The following is an 18,133-nucleotide window of genomic DNA, read 5'->3' on the forward strand; positions in this document are numbered from 1 at the left end:
CTGCGGGAGCGCGCGCGATGTACGTGCTGAAGCTGATCGCGCGCAATGCGCTGCGGCACCGGCTGCGCACGCTGCTGACCGTGCTCGGGCTGACCATCGCGGTGCTGGCGTTCGGGCTGCTGCATACCGTGGTCGACGCGTGGTACGCGGGCGCGGCCGCCGCATCCAGCGGGCGGCTCGTCACGCGCAACGCGATCTCGCTCGTGTTTCCGCTGCCCGTGAGCTACGAGAACCGGATTCGCGGCGTCGACGGCGTGACGGCCGTTGTCCGCTCGAACTGGTTCGGCGGCATCTACCGCGACCCAAAGAACTTCTTCGCGAGCTTCGCGGTATCGGACAACTATCTCGACCTGTATCCGGAATTCATCATCCCGGCGCAGCAGCGCGCCGACTACGCCCGCGACCGCCGCGGCTGCCTCGTCGGCCGCCAGCTCGCCACGCAGTTCGGCTTCAAGATCGGCGACGTGATCCCGCTCAAGGGCACGATCTACCCGGGCACGTGGGATTTCGTCGTGCGCGGGATCCTCGACGGCCGCGACGACTCGACGATCACACGCCAGCTGGTATTCCACTGGGACTACCTGAACGAGACGGTGCGCCAGCGCGCGCCGAAGCAGGCCGACCAGGTCGGCGTGTTCGTGCTCGGCGTCGCGAACCCCGACGACGGCGCGTCGATCGCGCGCAATGTCGACGCGGTGTTCAAGAACTCGCTCGCCGAAACGCTGACCGAGACCGAGCAGGCGTTCCAGCTCGGCTTCGTCGCGATGTCGAACCAGATCATCGCGGCGATCCGTCTCGTGTCGTACGTCGTGATCCTGATCATCATGGCCGTGATGGCCAACGCGATGGCGATGAGCGCGCGCGAACGCACGGCCGAATACGCGACGCTGAAGGCGCTCGGCTTCGGCCCCGGGTTCCTCGCGCTGATCGTGTTCGGCGAATCGGTCGTGATCGCGGTGGCCGGCGGCGGGCTCGGGATCCTCGCGACGCCGCCCGCCGCGAGCCTGTTCAAGCAGGCGGCCGGCGGCATCTTCCCGGTGTTCAAGGTGTCGACCGAGACGGTGGCGCTGCAGGCCGCGTGCTCGGTCGCGGTCGGCTTCGCGGCCGCGATCGTGCCGGCGTGGCAGGCGGCGCGCGTGCGGGTCGTCGAAGGCCTGCGGGCAATTGGCTAGGCGCATGGCGATCCCGCTCAACTACATCGCGCGCAATCTGTGGACCCGGCGGCTCACCACCGCGCTGACCGCCGGCGGGATGGCGCTCGTGATCTTCGTGTTCGCGACGGTGCAGATGCTCGATGCGGGGCTCACGAAGACACTCGTGTCGACCGGCGAACCCGACAACGCGGTGGTGATCCGCAAGGGCGCCGAAACCGAGATCCAGAGTTCGATCGACCACCAGCAGGCCAACGCGCTCGAGATGCACCCGGCCGTCGCGCTCGGCCCCGACGGCCGGCCGCTGGTCTCGAAGGAGGCGGTCGTGCTGATCTCGCTGGTGAAGACGTCGTCCGGCAAGCCGTCGAACGTCGTGATCCGCGGCGTGTCGCCGGCCGGCCTCGCGCTGCGCCCGCACGTGAAGCTCGTCGCCGGCCGCCTGTTCACGCCCGGCTCGTCGGAAATCGTCGTCGGCAGCGCGATCGCGAAAGGGTTCAGCGGCACGCAACTCGGCGACAGCCTGCACTTCGCGCAGCGCGACTGGACCATCGTCGGCATCTTCGATGCAGGCGGCAGCGGCTTCGATTCGGAGATCTGGGGCGACGTCGACCAGCTGATGCAGTCGTTCCGGCGCACCAGCTATTCGTCGATGGTGCTGCGCATCCCGAGCGCCGACGGCTTCGCGCGCTTCAAGGCCGACATCGACGTCGACCCGCGGCTGACCGACGAGGCGAAGCGCGAACAGACCTTCTACGGCGACCAGTCGAAGGCGCTGTCGAAGTTCATCAATATCCTCGGCATCACGCTGTCGACGATCTTCTCGATCGCCGCGATGATCGGCGCGATGATCACTATGTACGCGTCGGTCGCGAACCGCGTCGCCGAGATCGGCACGCTGCGCGCGCTCGGCTTCAAGCGCACGAACGTACTCGCCGCGTTCCTGCTGGAAGCGCTCTTGCTCGGCTTCGTCGGCGGCGTCGCGGGGCTCGCGTGCGCGTCGCTGATGCAGTTCGCGTCGTTCTCGACGACCAACTTCCAGACCTTCGCGGACCTGTCGTTCCGCTTCGTGCTGACGCCCGCGATCGTCGTGAAGACACTGCTGTTCTCGCTCGTGATGGGGCTCGTCGGCGGGTTCCTGCCGGCGATGCGCGCCGCGCGGCTGAAGATCGTCGACGCGCTGCGCGCGCAGTGACGCGCGGCCCCGCCGCTCAGCGCTCGCGCGGCACCCAGGCGCCGTGGAACCCGGCCGGCACGCGACGCGGCAGGTGCACGGTCGCGACCGGCCCCGCGTCGATCGCGCGCGCATCGAGGATCACGACGTCGCTCGTGTCCGTCGCCGCGCGATAGACCATCACCAGCAGCCAGCCGTCGTCCTCGTCGACGCCGCCCGGGCGCGGCACGAACACCGGCTCGCCGTTCTGGTCGCCGGGCGGCACCGCGTAATGCGTCGTCGTGCCGCGCGCGTGGTCGAAGCGCATCACGCCGCGCATTTCCGCGTTGTTCGGCTGCTCCATGGCGTACAGATAGCGATAGCTGCGCCCGGTCCGGCTTTCGTTGATGCGCGGCAACTCGATGCCGCCGTCGGCCAGCGGCCCTTCGTCGACCAGCCCGTTCGCCGTGTCGATCACGTAGCGCCACAGCTCGCCGACCGGGTTGTCGGCGAAGCGGCCCGTGCGCGCGTCGAGCCGCAGGAACGACGGATAGCGCACCACATCGAGCACGATGCACGACGCGTCGCAGTCGTATGCGTTCACGACGTGCAGGATGAAGCACGGCTCGATGCCGAACCAGTGCACGGCGCCGCCATGGCGCGGGAGCACGCCGATGCGCGCGGGCCGGTCGTCGTGCCAGCGCAGCGGCATCCGGTGGCCCTGCTTCAGCAGCGAGAAGTCGTAGCCGACGTTCAGGTCGAGCAGCAGGCTGCGGGTTTCGGTGATCGCGAGGTCGTGCATCATCGACGGCGCGCCCAGGTCGATCTCGATATCGACGCGCTGCACGCCCTGCGCGTCGGCCACGCCATAGCGCAGCCACGGCGCGCGCCAGTCCGCGCGAAACGCGATCAGCTCGCCCGTGACCGGATCGACCTTCGGGTGCGCGGTCATCCCACCGCCGAAGCCCGCGTGCCGCGCCGGCACGCCGAGCGAATCGAGCCCCGCCGTGATCGCGAACGGCGCGCCGCCCTCCGCCAGCGCGAGCAACTCGCCGGCATGCTGCAGCACGCTCACGTTCGGGTTGGTGTCAGGCAGATGCGATGCCTCTTCTGGCGCATGCACGGCGGCCCAGCGCTGCGTGCGCGCCCAGCGGTTCCGGTAGCCGGTCGCGCGGCCGCCTTCGAACGCGATCGCATGCAGCATCGCCGCTTCCGGCCACCACGACAGCACGTCGTTCCCTTCGAAGCGGCCGCCCGGCGGATTCGGGCCGTTGCGCAGCAGCGTGCCGTCGAGTTCGCGCGGGACGGTGCCGGTCACGCGCAGGTCGACGAGATCGACCTCGTCGGCGACCGGCGCGATCGCGCCCTGGTTCAGATCGAATACGGTCATTGCGTCGAATGCTCCTTTCAGCAGTCTTCGGTGGACGGCGGCAGCTCGCCGCGCGTCAGCGCGAGCGCGTGGTCGCGCACATCGTCCGGCCAGCCGGCGATCAGCTCGGTGAGCCGCGCCAGATCGTTTGCATAAAGCGCGCGCGCGGCCTCCTCGAAACCGGGCAGGTCGCCCGCCATCGCCGACATGAAGTGGTACGCGCGCGCCTGCGCGTCGCGGAGACGATCGGCCGCCGCATGCGTGCGCCGTGCGTCCTCGACGAGCTTGCGCAACGCGACCGACGCACCGCCCGGCTGCGCGGCCAGCCATTCCCAGTGACGCGGCAGCAGCGTGACCTCGCGCGACACGACGCCGAGCTTCGGCCGGCCGCGGCCGCGCTGTTCGCCCGCGCCTACCGGCTCGCCGGCAGCACCGGCCGCATCGCCCGACGGCGGCGCATAGCGCGCGCGGATCTCGTCCGCCGTGCCGCGCAGGTCGAGGTCGATCGAGCGGCCCGTCGCATCGTCGAAGATCAGGATCGTGCCGGGCATCGCATCGCCGGCCGCCTGCCGGACCGCGAGCGCGACCGTCGCGAGCGGGCCCGACGCGAGCCGCTGGTGGCCGTCGAACGCCGTATAGGAAGGAAGCAGTGTGGTGGTAGTCATCATGGTCGCCCGCAGGCTGGAATCAGAATGACGCTATTTTTATCCGGGTATAAATTGGATGTCAATAATATCCGGGTAAAAATTGTCGTCGACGTATTCCATCCTGCGGGCGATCACGACGCCGGTCAGATCGCCCTGGCCGGCATCGCGATGCCGCGCGCGCTTGCCAGCACGTCGTCGAGCGACACATGCCCTTCGAACGCCGACGACGCCGGCAGCGGCAGGTTTTCCTCGATCGCCTGCGCGAACCGCACGCCTGCATCGTCGGCAAGCCGCGCACGCAATGCGGCGATGCGCGGGAACGCTGCGGGATCGAACACCGCGTGATAGTCGGCCCAGCGCGCGATCCCGGCGAAGTACGCGTCGGCCAGCGTGCGCCGTGCGCCCAGCAGCCACGGGCCGTCACCGCGCTCGAGCAGCGCCTCGAGCTGCCGGTGCGCCTTCAGCACCTTGCCGCGGCCGTACGCCTGCAACGCCGTTTTCTCGGCGCCTGCGGGGTCGTGTTCGTACACGTACCAGAGCGCGCCGAACGCGTTGAAGAACGTCGTGTTCAGCCACCCCAGCATCCGGTTCAGCCGGTCGAAATCCGCGCTGCCCTGGCGGAACGCGAGGCCGCTGTCGAGCGCCTGCGCGCCGATGTGGCCGAGGATCGCGAGGCTTTCGGTCAGCACGTCGCCGTTCGCGGTCACGAACGCCGGTGTCTCGGCGACGGGGTTCAGCGCGAGGAACGCGTCGCTCGTCACGACGCCCGGCATCGAGATGCGCGACAGCCGGTACGGGCGGCCGATCCATTCGAGCGCAACGATCGAGCCGAACGAGCAGCCGGCGGGAATGCCGTAGAGAAGGATGGGAGACATCGGGAGATTCCGCAGAAGTTGAACGAGCAGTCATGCTCCCACGGCGAACGATGGCGCAGTAGCCGCTAAAATCGAAACCCGTCGTTTCTCCATGTGGACGCTGGAAGTGAATCTGAACGATCTCTACCTGTTCGTGCAGGCGGTCGACGCCGGCAGCATGTCGGCCGCCGCACGCCGGCTCGACCTGCCGAAATCGACGGTCAGCAAACGCGTTGCCGAACTCGAGCGCACGCTCGGCGCGCGGCTCGTGCATCGCACGTCGCGCAGCTTCCGGCTCACGCCGGTCGGCACCGAATTCTTCGAACATGCCCGCGCGGCCGTGATCGAGGCCGAAAGCGCGCGCGACGCCGTGCTGCGACAAGCCGCCGAGCCGGCCGGCGTCGTGCGGATCACGAGCTCGGTGCCGGTCGCGCAGCACATCCTCGCGCCCTGCCTGCCGGCGCTCGCGATCGCGCACCCGAAGCTGCTGCTGCAGATTCACGCGAGCGACCGCCTCGTCGACATCGCGCAGGAAGGCTTCGACATCGCGGTGCGCAGCCATTTCGCGCCGCTGCCCGATTCCGCGCTCGTGCAACGGCCGCTCGCGGCATCGCCGATCATCGCCGTGGCGTCACCGGCCTATCTCGCGCGCGCCGGCACGCCGGACGCGCCGGCCGATCTCGCGCAGCATGACGGGCTGCAACCGGGCCAACAGCCGTGGCGGCTGCAACGCGGCGGCGACACCGTCGACGTGACGCCGCGCCTGCGCCTGCAGGCCGACGAATCGACGCTGCTGCTGCAGGCGGCGATGGCCGGCCTCGGCATCGCGTGCCTGCCCGACTGGATCGCCGGCGCCGCGCTCGCGTCCGGTGCCCTCGTGCGCGTGTTGCCCGGCTGGCGCGCCGGCACCGTCACGACGACGCTGCTGATGCCGCACCGGCGTGGCCAGTTGCCCGGCGTGCGCGCCGCCGTCGAGTTTCTCGCACAGCACGTGGCGTGCCATCACGGCACCGCCGCGGACGACGCAGGTGGCTGAGTGATCGCCTGACCGAACGATTCAATTCCTGAATCGATCAAGTCAGCAATTGGCATGAAAGCGCAAATTTCGACATGACAGAATGGCCCGGACGCCCTGCCCGCAGGCATCGGCGTCCGGCCTCCGGCCGGCAGCTCCCACACGAATAGCGCGCACCTGACGCGCCTGCCGCACGACGGCACCTTCCGCCCTTCGGAGGAGACAGTCATGAATCCGCTTCACGCGCTGCCGGCGTCCGCGTCGGCAACGGCCCGGCGCACCCGCGTGCGCTGGCTGGTGCTGACCGTCCTGTTCGCGGTCACGACGATCAACTACGCGGATCGCGCGGCGATCGCAATCGCGGGCCCGAGCCTTGCCCGCGCACTGCACCTGAGCCACGTGCAGATCGGCTTCATCTTCTCCGCGTTCGGCTGGTCGTACGTGGTCGCCCAACTGCCGGGCGGCTGGCTGCTCGACCGCTACGGGTCGCGCATCGTCTACGCGTTCAGCATCTTCTTCTGGTCGCTGTTCACGCTGCTGCAGGGCTCGATCGGCTTCTTCGGCGGCGCGGCCGCGTTCGCGCTGCTGTTCGGGCTGCGCTTCCTGGTCGGCGCGGCCGAGGCGCCGTCGTTCCCGGCCAACAGCCGGATCGTGTCCGCGTGGTTCCCGGCCGCCGAGCGCGGCACCGCGTCGGCGATCTTCAACGCCGCGCAGTACGCGGCGACCGTCGTGTTCGCACCGCTGATGGGGTGGCTCGTCCATTCGTTCGGCTGGCAGTCGGTGTTCGCGGTGATGGGCGTGCTCGGCTTCGCGTTCGTCCTGGTGTGGAACCGCACGATGTACGACCCGAAGGACCACCCGAACATCAATCGCGCGGAACTCGACTACCTTGCCGAAGGCGGCGCGCTCGTCAACATCGACCAGGCGACCGGCAGCCGCGACGGCGGCCCGTCGATGCGCCACGTGAAAGCGCTGCTGAAGAACCGGATGCTGATCGGCGTGTACGTCGCGCAGTACTGCATCAACGCGCTCACCTACTTCTTCATCACGTGGTTTCCCGTCTATCTCGTGCAGGCGCGCGGGATGTCGATCCTCAACGCCGGGCTCGTCGCGTCGATTCCCGCCGTGTGCGGGTTCCTCGGCGGGATTCTCGGCGGCATCGTGTCCGACGGGCTGCTCAAGCAGGGCCGCTCGCTGTCGGTCGCGCGCAAGGTGCCGATCGTGTTCGGCATGCTGCTGTCGATGTCGATGATCGTCTGCAACTACACCGATTCGCACGTGCTCGTCGTGCTGTTCATGGCGCTGTCGTTCTTCGGCAAGGGGCTCGGCGCGCTCGGCTGGGCCGTCAACGCCGACACCGCGCCGCGCCAGATAGCGGGCTTGAGCGGCGCGCTGCTCAACACGTGCGGCAACCTCTCCAGCATCACGACGCCGATCGCGATCGGCTACATCGTCGACCGCAGCGGCTCGTTCAACGGCGCGCTGGTCTATGTCGTCGCGCACGCGCTCGTCGCCGTGATCTGCTACCTGTTCGTCGTCGGCGAGATCCGCCGCGTCGAGCTTCAATGAACGACGCGGGCCGCACCGGCGTGGCCGGCGGCCCGCGCGCCCTACCGGAACCAGGAGCGAACCGATGTCCGAATCAAGCCGTGCCGGCACCCCGCGCGTCACGCGCATGCAGGTGATCCCCGTCGCCGGCCGCGACAGCATGCTGCTCAACCTGTGCGGCGCGCACGCGCCGTACTTCACGCGCAACCTCGTGATCCTCGACGACAGCAGCGGACACACCGGCGTCGGCGAAGTGCCGGGCGGCGAAGGAATTCGCCACGCGCTCGAGCGCATGACGGATCGCGTGGTCGGCCAGTCGATCGGACGCTATCAGGCGACGCTCAACGCGGTGCGCGCGGCGTTGTCCGGTGCGGGTGCGGGCCGCACGATCCGGCACGAGGTGACGTCGGCCGGCGAAGCGGCCGTGCTGCGCCAGCCGCACGAGATCAACCTGCGGCTCGACAACGTGATCACCGCGATCGAGGCGGCGCTGCTCGACCTGCTCGGCCAGCATCTCGACGTGCCGGTCGCGGCGCTGCTCGGCGAAGGCCAGCAGCGCGACGCGGTGCCGATGCTCGCTTATCTGTTCTACCTCGGCGACCGGCGCCGCACCGACCTGCCGTATCGCGACGAGACGCACGCATCGGACGCGTGGTTCCGGCTGCGCAACGAGGAAGCGCTCACGCCGGCCGCGATCGCGCGGCAGGCTGAAGCCGCGGTCGAGCGCTACGGCTTCGCCGATTTCAAGCTGAAGGGCGGCGTGATGGCCGGCGCCGACGAGATGGAAGCGATCGCCGCGATCAAGGCCCGCTTCCCCGACGCACGCGCGACGCTCGACCCGAACGGTGCGTGGTCGCTCGACGAGGCCGTCGCGCTGTGCCGCGGGCAAGGCCACCTGCTCGCGTATGCGGAGGATCCGTGCGGGCCGGAAGACGGCTATTCGGGCCGCGAGGTGATGGCCGAATTCCGCCGGGCGACGGGGATCCCGACCGCGACCAACATGATCGCGACCGACTGGCGGCAGATGGATCACGCGGTGCGGCTGCAGGCGGTCGACATCCCGCTGGCCGACCCGCATTTCTGGACGATGCAGGGCTCGGTGCGGCTCGCGCAGCTGTGCCGCGACTGGGGGCTCACGTGGGGCTCGCACTCGAACAACCACTTCGACGTGTCGCTCGCGATGTTCACGCATGCGGCGGCGGCCGCGCCCGGCACGATCACCGCAATCGACACGCACTGGATCTGGCAGGAAGGCGATGCGCGGCTCACGCGCGAGCCGCTGAAGATCGTCGGCGGCGAGGTGGCCGTGCCGGCGCGGCCGGGGCTCGGGATCGAACTCGACATGGCGCAGGTCGAGGCCGCGCATGCGCTGTACCGGCAGGTTGGCGGCACGGCGCGCGACGATGCGGTCGCGATGCGCTATCTCGTGCCGGGGTGGACGTACGATCCGAAGCGGCCGAGTTTCGGGCGGGGGTGACGACGACAGGGACGTCGCCGGTCGTTCATCACCACGCCCGAATGCGGTCGAGCGACGACCCTGCCCCGCTCGGCGCCCACTTCAGCCGCACCGTGCCGGCAGCACAGCGGCGCATCGCCCGATACTGCGCGCGATGCGATCCGCATGCGCGAGACCGGGGTCGAGTCCGGGGTCGTAGATGGTGAAGTCGATCCCCGCCACGCGCCCCGACGCAACGAGCGGGCCGAGCAGCGCGTCGAGCCCGTCGAAGTCCAGTCCCGGCGAACCGGGGGAATCGACGGCCGGCAGGTGCGACTGATCGAGTACGTCGAGATCGACGTGCAGCCAGGCCTGCCCGAGCGCCCGCGCACCGAGCCAGTCGACCAGTTCGGCCGCGACGGCGGCAGGCCCGCGCGCCAGCAGCTGCTGGATCGTGATGCGCGAGATCGCCGTGCGGGCGATATCGCCATACGTGGCCTCGAAGTCGGCGGATTCGGATTCACGCTCGCCCACCTGGCATGCGTCGAGATCGTCGACGAGCGGACCGTCCAGCGCCGGCCAGTCGGTCAGCAGCGGCTCCCCTCGCCCGGTCGACAGCGCGAGATCCATCCCCGCCACGGAACCGAGCCGCGTCGAGGTGTCGTAATTGCCGGGGTGAAAGAAGTCGCTGTGCCCGTCGACATGCACAAGCCCGTTGCCACCCGCGCGACGGTTTCCCAGCAGGCACCCGAGCAGGACGCTGCAATCGCCACCGAGCACGATCGGAAAGGCCTGCCGCCTGCGCGCGTCGGCGACGCGCGCGGCAAGGTCGAGCGAGAACTCGCGGATCGCCGTGCCGTTGCGGATACGGGTTCCGGACTGCGGCGCAAAGGCATAGGCGGGATGCGCAAGCCGCGACACGCTCGCGCCGGCGCGCGCGGCGAGGCCGGTCGCCAGCAGCACGTCCGGGGCGCGCCAGGTCTCCGGTTCGAGACCGGTCGTGTTCGGTCGCAGGCCGAGGCTGCTGGGCGCGGCGATGAACTCCACCGGCCGGGTGCCGCCGGTTTGCGAAGGGTCGGCCCGCAGGCCAGGTAATGCCGTCGACGTCGCCATGCGTTCTCCTCGCACAAGCACCGGTTGCCGGATGTGCTAACCTTTTAAATAACGATCAAAGGTTAGCATCAATTCAGCTCATGTCCCGCATTTCACCGGTTATGGAAGCGCACGTGTTCGAGGCCCGCGATTTCGTCGGCGGCCACCCCGTCCTCGATTTCATCAACACGGTGACCGGCCGCGATCAGACGCCGCGCGACTGGCTGCCGGATTACGACACCTGGCTCGCGTGGCTCGCGCGATCGTCGGTCTGCTCCGCGTCCGACGTGGAACAGCTCGCGGCTCGCGCAGCCGAAGCGCCGGGCACCGCCGAGCGTGCACTGCGCGACGCAAAGCGCCTGCGTGAAGCGTTGTTCGGCATTGTCGGCGCGCGCTCGCACGGCGCGCCGGTGGCCGCGGCGGATCTGGAAACCCTGGAGCGAGCATGGAAGCGCGCGATGAACGGCCGGCGGCTGATCGCGACAGCCGGGCGCATCGGATTCGACGATCCCGCTGATCCGGCGGACCTGTACCTGCCCGCCCACCGGCTCGCGCTCGATGCGGTGAAGCTGCTTGAAGCGTTGCCCGACGGACGGCTGCGGATGTGTGCGGGTTCGAATTGCGCGTGGCTGTTCATCGACCGCTCGAAGACGGGGCGCCGCAAGTGGTGCGACATGGCGACTTGCGGCAATGTGGCGAAGGCACGGCGGCACTATCGCGCGGTGCGGCGCGCGCCGGATGGTTCGACGAGCCACGACGCGCCCGAATGACGGCGGACGGCCGTTGCCAAACACCGAAAACGCCTGCATCCTGCCGGCGACGCGAATCCGGCGGCTCCGCCCACGCGATGACCTGCTCCTCGCCACCGTCCATCAGAACCTGAACCGCTGCCATGACGTCTCCCGATCCGAACCTGCGACAGATCATCGTCCTCGTCCCCTACTCTCTGCTGTGCCTGCCTGCGAGCATCACCGTCGCGGGCTACGCCGCGCTCGTGAAGACGCGTGACATTTCGCACTTCGAGGGCGGCGCCGGCTACGCATGGCTCTGGCTCACGATCGTGCTGACGCTGGTGTTCTATCCGGCAGGAATCGGGATCGGCGTGCTGCTGCGGAAAAGACTCGCGATTCTGGTGGCCATCACGGTGGCGTTCGCCGCGTTGTCGGTGCCGACGTTCAAGGCCGCCTACGGGTTGCTGAGCTAGCCGGTGCGATGAACATGAGGCTTGCCGCCGTCGCGGGCGGGCGCTGAAACAAAACAGGCCCGATCGTACGATCGGGCCTGCCTGACGCCGGCGGGAACGCAAGGCAGGCGCGACGAGGCTTCGTCGCGCCGCTCCAGCCGCGTCCAACCCGCTGCTACCGGGCCGGGCCGGCGTGCCCCACACCCCGCGCGTTATGCCACTGCGCCGTCGGCTTTGGGCGATGCACCGCCGACCGAGTGGACGGTGACCGGTGCGGGTGCCGGTGCATAAGCCGATGCGTGCGCCGGTGCCGGTGCGTGTGCCGGTGCCGGTGCGTGTACCGGTGCCGACACCTCCGTCCCGACACCCGGCACGAGCCCTTGCAGCGAACCGCCGGACAACCCGATTTCACCGAGCAGCGAATCGATCAACGGCGCATGTGCGCGATAGGACAACGCCGCGGACATCGCCTGCTCGGCCAGATTGCTGCCGTTGGCGGCAGGCGTGACGCCATCCGCGGCCGCGCCGCCACGGTTGAGCCCGTCGACCTGGATGATCTTGATGCCGTCGATTGCCTTCATCGGCTCGACCGTCTGCTGGATCACGGCCGGCAGTGCCTGCAGCAACGCCAGCTTGAACTTGAGGCTCGTCTGGTCCGACGACAGCGCGTTGATCGCGTCGTTCAGCGCACGCTGCGCTTCCGCTTCGGCGAGCCCCTTCTTGCGCGCCGCCTCGGCCAGCTCGACCATCGCGGCGGCCTGCATCTGGGCCGCATCGCGTTCCGCCCGTGCCTGCGTCGTGATGTGGACGGCCTGCGTTTCCGCCTCCTGCGCCGCCTCGATCAGCGCGACCTGCTTCGCCCGGTCGGCTTCCGCGGTGCGGCGCGTCGTCTCGACCTGCTGCTCGGCCCGCACCGCATCCGCGAGCGACTCGCTCGCGCGCGCCTGCGCCTGGGACTGCGCCTCGGACTTCTCCGCGATCACGATGGCCTTTTCCTGCTGCGCGATTTCGGTCACCTTCGCCTGCTCGATCGCCGCCATCTGCGTGACGCGCGCCTGCTCGATCTCCTTCACGCGCACTTCGCGCTCCGCCTCCACCTTGCGGGTGCGCACTGCCTGCTCGCGCTGGATCTCCGATTCCTGAATCTGCCGTTCGGCGCCGATCCGGCTCTGCTCGGCCTCCTGATGACGCTCGGCCTCGTACGCGGCGATCCGCGCGTTCTGCTCGGCCGTGCGCGTCTTGACCTGCTGCTCCTGCTCGAGCTTCATGAACGATTCCTGCTGATCGATCTCGAGCTTGCGGGACAGCGCATCGCGGTTCTTCTCGCGCACGGCCACCTCGGTGTCCTGCTCGACCTCGTTGCGCTCCTTGCGGCGGCGTTCGGTTTCCTGCGTGAGCTTGGTCAGGCCTTCGGCGTCGAACGCGTTGTTCGGGTCGAAGTATTCCTTCGACGTCTGGTTGAAATTAGTCAGCGACACGCTTTCCAGTTCCAGGCCGTTCTTCGTCAGATCTTCCGCGACCGTGTTCTGCACGCCCTGCACGAATTTCTCGCGGGCGTCCTGCAGGTCCTGCATCGTCATCTGCGCGGCGGTCGAGCGCAGCGCATCGACGAATTTGTCGTCGACGAGCGCGCGCAGGTTTTCCGGCGCCAGCGTGCGCTGACCGAGCGTCTGCGCGGCGGTCGACACGCCCTCTTCGGTCGGCGCGACCCGCACGAAGAACGCCACGACCACGTCGACGCGCATCCGGTCCTTCGTGATCAGGCTGTCGCGCGTCGCGCGGCTCACTTCGAGCTTCAGCGTGTTCATGTTGATCGGGATCACTTCATGAAACACCGGCAGCACGATCGCGCCGCCGCTCATGATCACTTTCTGCCCGCCGAGCCCGGTGCGGACGAACGCGCGTTCCGCCGACGCCCGCACGTAAAGACGCGCGAAGATCATGCCGATCACGCAGATACCCACCACCACTGCCAATGCGACAGCGCCCCAGAATGAGAGTGCATTCATCATGATGTTTGTTCGACTCCTGTGTACGGATGGTGACAGCAAGGTGCGCCAGTCCGCGCCGCTCTCAACGGCAGCGGGCTGGTAAAACGGGATTCAGAGCAATTCGGGCCTGGGATTCTCGATCGCGTGATAACGCGAACCCGAAATGCGCGACACGAGCAGGACCGTCGTGCCTTTCGCGAACGTCCGGCCGGCCTCGTCCGGTTCGACGCGGACGTAGTGCTGCTGGCCATGCTCGTCGACGAGCCGCGCTTCGGCCGGATTGCCGAGCGACGCTTCGCCGGTGACGATCCGTGCGGTGCGGCCGATGAAATCGGCTTCGGATACCGCGGTGGTCTCGGTCTGCGGGAGAAAGCGCGCGAAGAACTTGCCGGTGTGACGCACGAACGGCAAGGCCGCAAGCACGGCCAGGACGACGGCCAGCCCGGTGGGCATCGTGAGGCCCGCGACGGCCTGCATCGATGTCTGCAACGCGAGCCCGACCACCGAAAAGCCGAGCAGGAAGAGGATCAGCAGGATCAGCAGTGGCACTCGGCCCACGTGCAGCCAGCCGAGAAACTGGCCGACGACGCCTGCGTCGGGGCCGCCATCCGCGTGATCGAGACCGAAATGCAGGACCAGCAGGTTGCCCGCATGCTCGGTCAGGCTGAGCCCCATCAGCATCGACACGCACTCCAGCACGCCGATCACGATCATCAGCCCGATCGCGACGATGAACGGCGCATTGCCCGGCAGCATCAGTGAAGAAGTCATTGTTGTTTTGCTCTCAGGTTCGGGGGCGAATCATCAAGACATGTCGTCCGCCAGCTTGCCAGATTGCGACTTCAAGCGGGCGACGCGCTCCTCGATTCGCTGTTCCTTGTGCAGGGTTTCCAGACGATGCAACAGCGACGGATCGGCCGACGATGAACCGGTGCCCAACCCGACCGCCCCGGTCGCGCCGGCCATCGTCCGGTTGAACCCCTGCTCGAGCTGCTCGGCCCTCGGGTCGACGCCCGCGCCCACCGGCCCTTCCGTCCGGCGCTCGCCGTCGCCGGGCGCGCGCGCCGCGATCAGTTCGCGAAGCCCCGCTTCCATCTCCGCGCGTTTCGCGCGCAGCCCGAGCAGGTCCGCCTCGGCGGCCTGCGCGCGCTCGCTCGCGTCGTGAAGCGATTGCTGGAGCACGCCGAGTTGATCCTCGAGCTCGATCTGCCGCTCCGCGCCGGCACGCACGGCCGCATCGTCGTTGCGGGCCAGCGCGGTGCCCAGCAGGTCGTTCAGTCGTTCGATCTCGTTGTTGATGCGCGCGATCGCCTTGGCCGCCTGGTACCGCGCCGCTTCATGCCGGCCCAGCGCCACCCGCGCCTGCGCGATCACATCGTCGAATTCGCGCAGGTACTGCTCGAGAATCGCTTGCGGCATGCGGTTTTCCAGCGAACCGATCAACGCATGCACGTTCGCGGTCATCAACCGTTTGACTCGGATACCGAAATGTTCTGTCGTCACGACTTGTCACTCCTTCTGGGATTCAAGCGGGCCGGCCGGCCGCCTGACGCCGGGTTCGCGGGCCGCTCACGAATGGGCCTGAGCCGGTTGAATGAGGCTCGCCAGCTCCTTGACCTCGTGCACGTACGGATCGAGCACGTCAGGATGATAGGCGGGAGGGTTGCCGGTCACGGCCAGGCGCAGCAGGCCGAGCAGCACGCGCATGCTCTTCGCGGTCAGCCGCGCCTCGAGCTCGCCAGCCGCCTCGCCGATCGGTTTGCCCGGCGGCGCCGCCGTCACGAGGCTGGCCATGAGTTCGGGGAGTTGCGCGGCGAGCAGCGTCACGATTTCCGAGCGGTGATGCGTCGCGTGTTCGTACGCGTCGATCGCGTCGAGCACGGGCCGCACCTGCTCCCTGAACAGCGCGGCGCAGCGCACGAAGTCATGCGCGCCCTTGACGCGGCGGCGCGCGTCGGCGATCAGCGCGCGAATCTTGTCGCTCGGACTCGTCGCGTCGGGCAATTGCAGCTCGACCAGCCACGCGAGGTCGTCTTCCGGAATTCGTACCGATACGGTTTGCATGACGTCCATCCCTTCGAATCGATGACTCAAAGCATAGTGCGCTCGTATGCAAATGTATACGTTTGTATTTCGAGATAGATGCGCGGCTTCCGGGGCGCCAAAAACAAAAAGGGCTCGATCTTGCGATCGAGCCCTTCGAATCCCGTTGGTGGAGCGGAGGAGGATCGAACTCCCGACCTTCGCATTGCGAACGCGACGCTCTCCCAGCTGAGCTACCGCCCCAACAGTCAATCATCATACACACGCGTTTCTGCGCTTGGCAATAGGGGTTAAGTCACCCCTGAAGCGTTACTTTGACGGCGCGCCAGCCAGCACCCATTCGACCACCGAACGCACGTCGGCGTCGCTCATGCGCGGATGCGCGGGCATCGGAATGGCACCCCAGACGCCGGAGCCGCCTTCCTTCACCTTCTTCGACAGCTTTGCCACGGCCTGCGGATCGGCCTTGTAGCGGGCGGCGACATCCTTGAACGACGGGCCGACGAGCTTGCGGTCGACCGCGTGGCAGCCCATGCACGCGTTGCCGCGCGCCACCTTCAGGCCGTCACCGACATCCGCGTGCGCGACCGCACCGAACGTGCCCGCCAGCAGCGCCACGGCCGCGGCGCCCTGCACCATCCATTGTTTCATCTGCGTCATCTGCCTGCTCTTCATTGCGACGGTGCTTTCGGGTTGCCCGGGTGCACGCTCGACGAATTCGAAATCGGCGCGGGTGGCTGCAACGGCGTGGACTGCACCGACGCGTCGGGCACGGCGCCGACCGTCGCGCTATCCGCCGGTGCGGCGGCAGCCTGCGCGCCGCTCGCGGGCGATGCGTCCTGCAGCGCCTGCGCGTCCTGCGGCTTCACGTACTGGAACACCTTCACGACCTTCTCGACGCCCGGCACCTGGCTGGCGGCTTCCGCGCCGCGATTGCCCTCGTCGACCGTCACGAGCCCCATCAGGTACAGGTTGCCGCGTTCGCTGACGACCTTGTAGTAGTTCGCCGAGATGCCCTTCGTCGCGATCAGCTCGGACTTCACGCGCCCTTCGAGGTACGAGTCGTTCGCGCGCGACGACAGCGACGACGCCGGCTCGACCGACAGCTCGTTGACGATGCCGTTCACGTTGTTGATGGCGCGCACGATCTCCTCGGCGCGCTGCTTCGAAGCATCGTTCGGCACTTCGCCGGTCAGCAGCACGCGGCGGTTGTACACCGTCACGTTCACGTGCGACTGGTCGGGCAGCCCGTTGTTGATCTGCGTGAGCGACTTGACCTGGATCTCGCGATCTTCCGTCTGCGCGCCGAGCGTACGGCGATCGGTCGCGATCAGCGCGCCGCCGCCGGCCGCTGCGCCCACGACCCCGAGCACACAACCCTGCAGCGACACGGCGAGGCCCGCCGTCAGCGCAGCAAGCAGCGTGGTTCTGACGAGCGTCTGTTTGACGCGGCTTTGATTCATCGACGGCTCTCCTTCATTCAATCCTCACCCAGCAGCATCGCGTCGATGCCGTCGCACAGGCAGTGGATGGTCAGCAGATGGACTTCGTGGATGCGCGCCGCGCGAACGGCGGGCACGCTGATCGGAATATCGGTATCGGACAGCGCGGCCGCGACCGCATGGCCGTCGCCGCCCGTCAGCGCGACGACGGTCATCTCGCGCTCGTGCGCTTCATCGATCGCCGCCAGCACGCGCGGCGATGCGCCGCCCGGATCGAGCACCAGCAGGATGTCGCCGGTCTGGCCGAGCACGCGCACCTGCTGGGCGAACAGTTGGTCGGCGGACACCGCGCCCGCAAGGCCGCCCTGCGATGCGTCGGTCGCCAGCGCGATCGCGGGCAGGCCCGGACGCTCGCGCTCGAAGCCGCCGACGAGCGACACGGCGAGGTAATGCGCGGCGGCGGCCGACGGGCCGTCACCGCAAGCGACGATCTTGTTGCCGTTCGCCAGCGCGGCGAACATCGCGTCGACCGCGGCTGCGATCGGCAGCGACAGCGCGTCGGCCGCTTCGGCGTGAAGCGCGGCGCTGTCGCGGAAATGTTGCTGAATACGTTCGACTGACATCGATTCCTGGTGAACTGGGCGCGTGGCACGCATCGCGCGACATCGTGGGTGCGGCGAGTTTACCGTACTCCGGCACGCTCTCCGGGGGTCCGGCAAGAACTCTTTACATCTCGTCACAGCTCGCGGTTACGCATCGTCGGCACGAAATGCGTCGCGCAGCCACACGAGCCGCCCGGCCTCGAACGCGACGACGTCGAAGCGGCACGCGGCACCGGCGCCGTACCGCGCCCAGAACTGGAGCGCGGCCGCCACCAGGCGCCGCCGCTTGCGCCAGCCGACGCTCGCGGCCGCACCGCCGTGCCGGACGCTGCGCCGCGCGCGCACCTCGACGAACACGAGCATGCCGTCGGGCTCGCGCATCACGAGATCGAGCTCACCGCCGCGCATCGTCACATTCGCCGCGATGAACGCGAGGCCGCGGCGTTCGAGAAACTGCCGCGCGCGCTGCTCGAACGCCGCGCCGACCGGTTTGGATTGCGCCGCGCCTGAAAAGTTGTCGCCCGCGCGCGGCAAACCGTGCCCGTTGCCCGGCCGGGCCGGCGCCGCGTGGCACAATGCCGTCCTTGTTCCGCTTGCGCCGCGATTGCGCG

At 68.5% G+C, this 18,133-nt stretch carries 19 protein-coding genes and 1 tRNA gene; 7 read left to right on the plus strand and 13 right to left on the minus strand.

Annotated elements, in window-relative coordinates:
• Positions 1–17: 17 nt before the first annotated feature.
• Both LGN19_RS26770 and LGN19_RS26775 read left to right on the plus strand, forming a co-directional pair.
• On the plus strand, positions 18–1,172 hold the full coding sequence (locus LGN19_RS26770) for an ABC transporter permease (RefSeq protein WP_226218020.1): 1,155 nt from the start codon (positions 18–20) through the stop codon (positions 1,170–1,172).
• Positions 1,173–1,176: 4 nt separating this feature from the next.
• The gene (locus tag LGN19_RS26775; protein WP_226218022.1) at positions 1,177–2,343 is read left to right on the plus strand and encodes an ABC transporter permease; all 1,167 of its coding nucleotides are present in this window, start codon (positions 1,177–1,179) and stop codon (positions 2,341–2,343) included.
• A 16-nt stretch (positions 2,344–2,359) separates the two neighbouring features.
• Here the strand turns inward: LGN19_RS26775 and LGN19_RS26780 are convergent, their stop codons facing one another.
• From LGN19_RS26780 to LGN19_RS26790, 3 genes are all read right to left on the minus strand, one after another.
• Positions 2,360–3,691 (minus strand): carotenoid oxygenase family protein, encoded by a 1,332-nt coding sequence (locus LGN19_RS26780; RefSeq protein ID WP_226218024.1) that lies wholly within the window; start codon positions 3,689–3,691, stop codon positions 2,360–2,362.
• Between the two features lie 17 nt (positions 3,692–3,708).
• On the minus strand, positions 3,709–4,335 hold the full coding sequence (locus LGN19_RS26785) for a DUF2239 family protein (protein ID WP_174962376.1): 627 nt from the start codon (positions 4,333–4,335) through the stop codon (positions 3,709–3,711).
• 125 nt (positions 4,336–4,460) lie between these two features.
• Positions 4,461–5,192 carry a glutathione S-transferase family protein gene (locus LGN19_RS26790; protein WP_226218026.1) on the minus strand — a complete coding sequence of 244 codons (732 nt, stop codon included), beginning with the start codon at positions 5,190–5,192 and terminating at the stop codon, positions 4,461–4,463.
• Between the two features lie 91 nt (positions 5,193–5,283).
• Between LGN19_RS26790 and LGN19_RS26795 the strand changes: the two genes are divergently transcribed.
• The 3 genes from LGN19_RS26795 (at position 5,284) to LGN19_RS26805 (ending at position 9,211) form a co-directional block, all read left to right on the plus strand.
• Positions 5,284–6,207 (plus strand): LysR substrate-binding domain-containing protein, encoded by a 924-nt coding sequence (locus LGN19_RS26795; protein WP_226218029.1) that lies wholly within the window; start codon positions 5,284–5,286, stop codon positions 6,205–6,207.
• Positions 6,208–6,414: 207 nt separating this feature from the next.
• A complete protein-coding gene (locus tag LGN19_RS26800; RefSeq protein WP_122944162.1) occupies positions 6,415–7,755 on the plus strand; it encodes an MFS transporter in 1,341 nt (446 codons plus the stop codon).
• A gap of 64 nt (positions 7,756–7,819) precedes the next feature.
• Positions 7,820–9,211: an enolase C-terminal domain-like protein gene (locus LGN19_RS26805; protein WP_226218031.1), complete on the plus strand. Its 1,392-nt coding sequence runs from the start codon at positions 7,820–7,822 to the stop codon at positions 9,209–9,211.
• A gap of 81 nt (positions 9,212–9,292) precedes the next feature.
• Here the strand turns inward: LGN19_RS26805 and LGN19_RS26810 are convergent, their stop codons facing one another.
• Entirely contained in the window at positions 9,293–10,282 is a 990-nt protein-coding gene (locus LGN19_RS26810) for an arginase family protein (protein WP_174962384.1), read from the minus strand.
• On the opposite strand from LGN19_RS26810, the gene LGN19_RS26815 reads away from it, so the two are divergent.
• A complete protein-coding gene (locus LGN19_RS26815) occupies positions 10,264–11,031 on the plus strand; it encodes a CGNR zinc finger domain-containing protein (protein ID WP_226218034.1) in 768 nt (255 codons plus the stop codon). The two genes, LGN19_RS26810 and LGN19_RS26815, sit on opposite strands and share 19 nt — an antisense overlap.
• Positions 11,032–11,153: 122 nt before the next feature.
• Positions 11,154–11,465 (plus strand): hypothetical protein, encoded by a 312-nt coding sequence (locus LGN19_RS26820; RefSeq protein WP_226218037.1) that lies wholly within the window; start codon positions 11,154–11,156, stop codon positions 11,463–11,465.
• 191 nt (positions 11,466–11,656) lie between these two features.
• On the opposite strand, the gene LGN19_RS26825 is transcribed toward LGN19_RS26820, so the two are convergent.
• From LGN19_RS26825 to LGN19_RS26865, 9 genes are all read right to left on the minus strand, one after another.
• Positions 11,657–13,456 carry a flotillin family protein gene (locus LGN19_RS26825; RefSeq protein ID WP_226218040.1) on the minus strand — a complete coding sequence of 600 codons (1,800 nt, stop codon included), beginning with the start codon at positions 13,454–13,456 and terminating at the stop codon, positions 11,657–11,659.
• A 90-nt stretch (positions 13,457–13,546) separates the two neighbouring features.
• Entirely contained in the window at positions 13,547–14,206 is a 660-nt protein-coding gene (locus tag LGN19_RS26830) for an OB-fold-containig protein (RefSeq protein WP_174962386.1), read from the minus strand.
• Positions 14,207–14,239: 33 nt separating this feature from the next.
• Positions 14,240–14,938 (minus strand): PspA/IM30 family protein, encoded by a 699-nt coding sequence (locus tag LGN19_RS26835; protein WP_319000662.1) that lies wholly within the window; start codon positions 14,936–14,938, stop codon positions 14,240–14,242.
• A 66-nt stretch (positions 14,939–15,004) separates the two neighbouring features.
• Positions 15,005–15,508, minus strand: coding sequence for a hypothetical protein (locus LGN19_RS26840; protein WP_089449711.1), 504 nt, complete (start codon positions 15,506–15,508; stop codon positions 15,005–15,007).
• 137 nt (positions 15,509–15,645) lie between these two features.
• Positions 15,646–15,721 (minus strand) — tRNA-Ala (locus LGN19_RS26845).
• Between the two features lie 66 nt (positions 15,722–15,787).
• Positions 15,788–16,153, minus strand: coding sequence for a c-type cytochrome (locus LGN19_RS26850; RefSeq protein ID WP_174962390.1), 366 nt, complete (start codon positions 16,151–16,153; stop codon positions 15,788–15,790).
• Positions 16,150–16,941 carry a BON domain-containing protein gene (locus LGN19_RS26855; protein WP_122944154.1) on the minus strand — a complete coding sequence of 264 codons (792 nt, stop codon included), beginning with the start codon at positions 16,939–16,941 and terminating at the stop codon, positions 16,150–16,152. Before LGN19_RS26855 ends, LGN19_RS26850 begins: the two co-directional genes overlap by 4 nt.
• 17 nt (positions 16,942–16,958) lie before the next feature.
• Positions 16,959–17,543, minus strand: coding sequence for an SIS domain-containing protein (locus LGN19_RS26860; RefSeq protein WP_174962394.1), 585 nt, complete (start codon positions 17,541–17,543; stop codon positions 16,959–16,961).
• A 126-nt stretch (positions 17,544–17,669) separates the two neighbouring features.
• Positions 17,670–18,098, minus strand: coding sequence for a YraN family protein (locus LGN19_RS26865; RefSeq protein WP_226218259.1), 429 nt, complete (start codon positions 18,096–18,098; stop codon positions 17,670–17,672).
• Positions 18,099–18,133: the final 35 nt, after the last annotated feature.

Source organism: Burkholderia sp. AU30198, assembly GCF_020419825.1.
GTDB lineage: Bacteria > Pseudomonadota > Gammaproteobacteria > Burkholderiales > Burkholderiaceae > Burkholderia.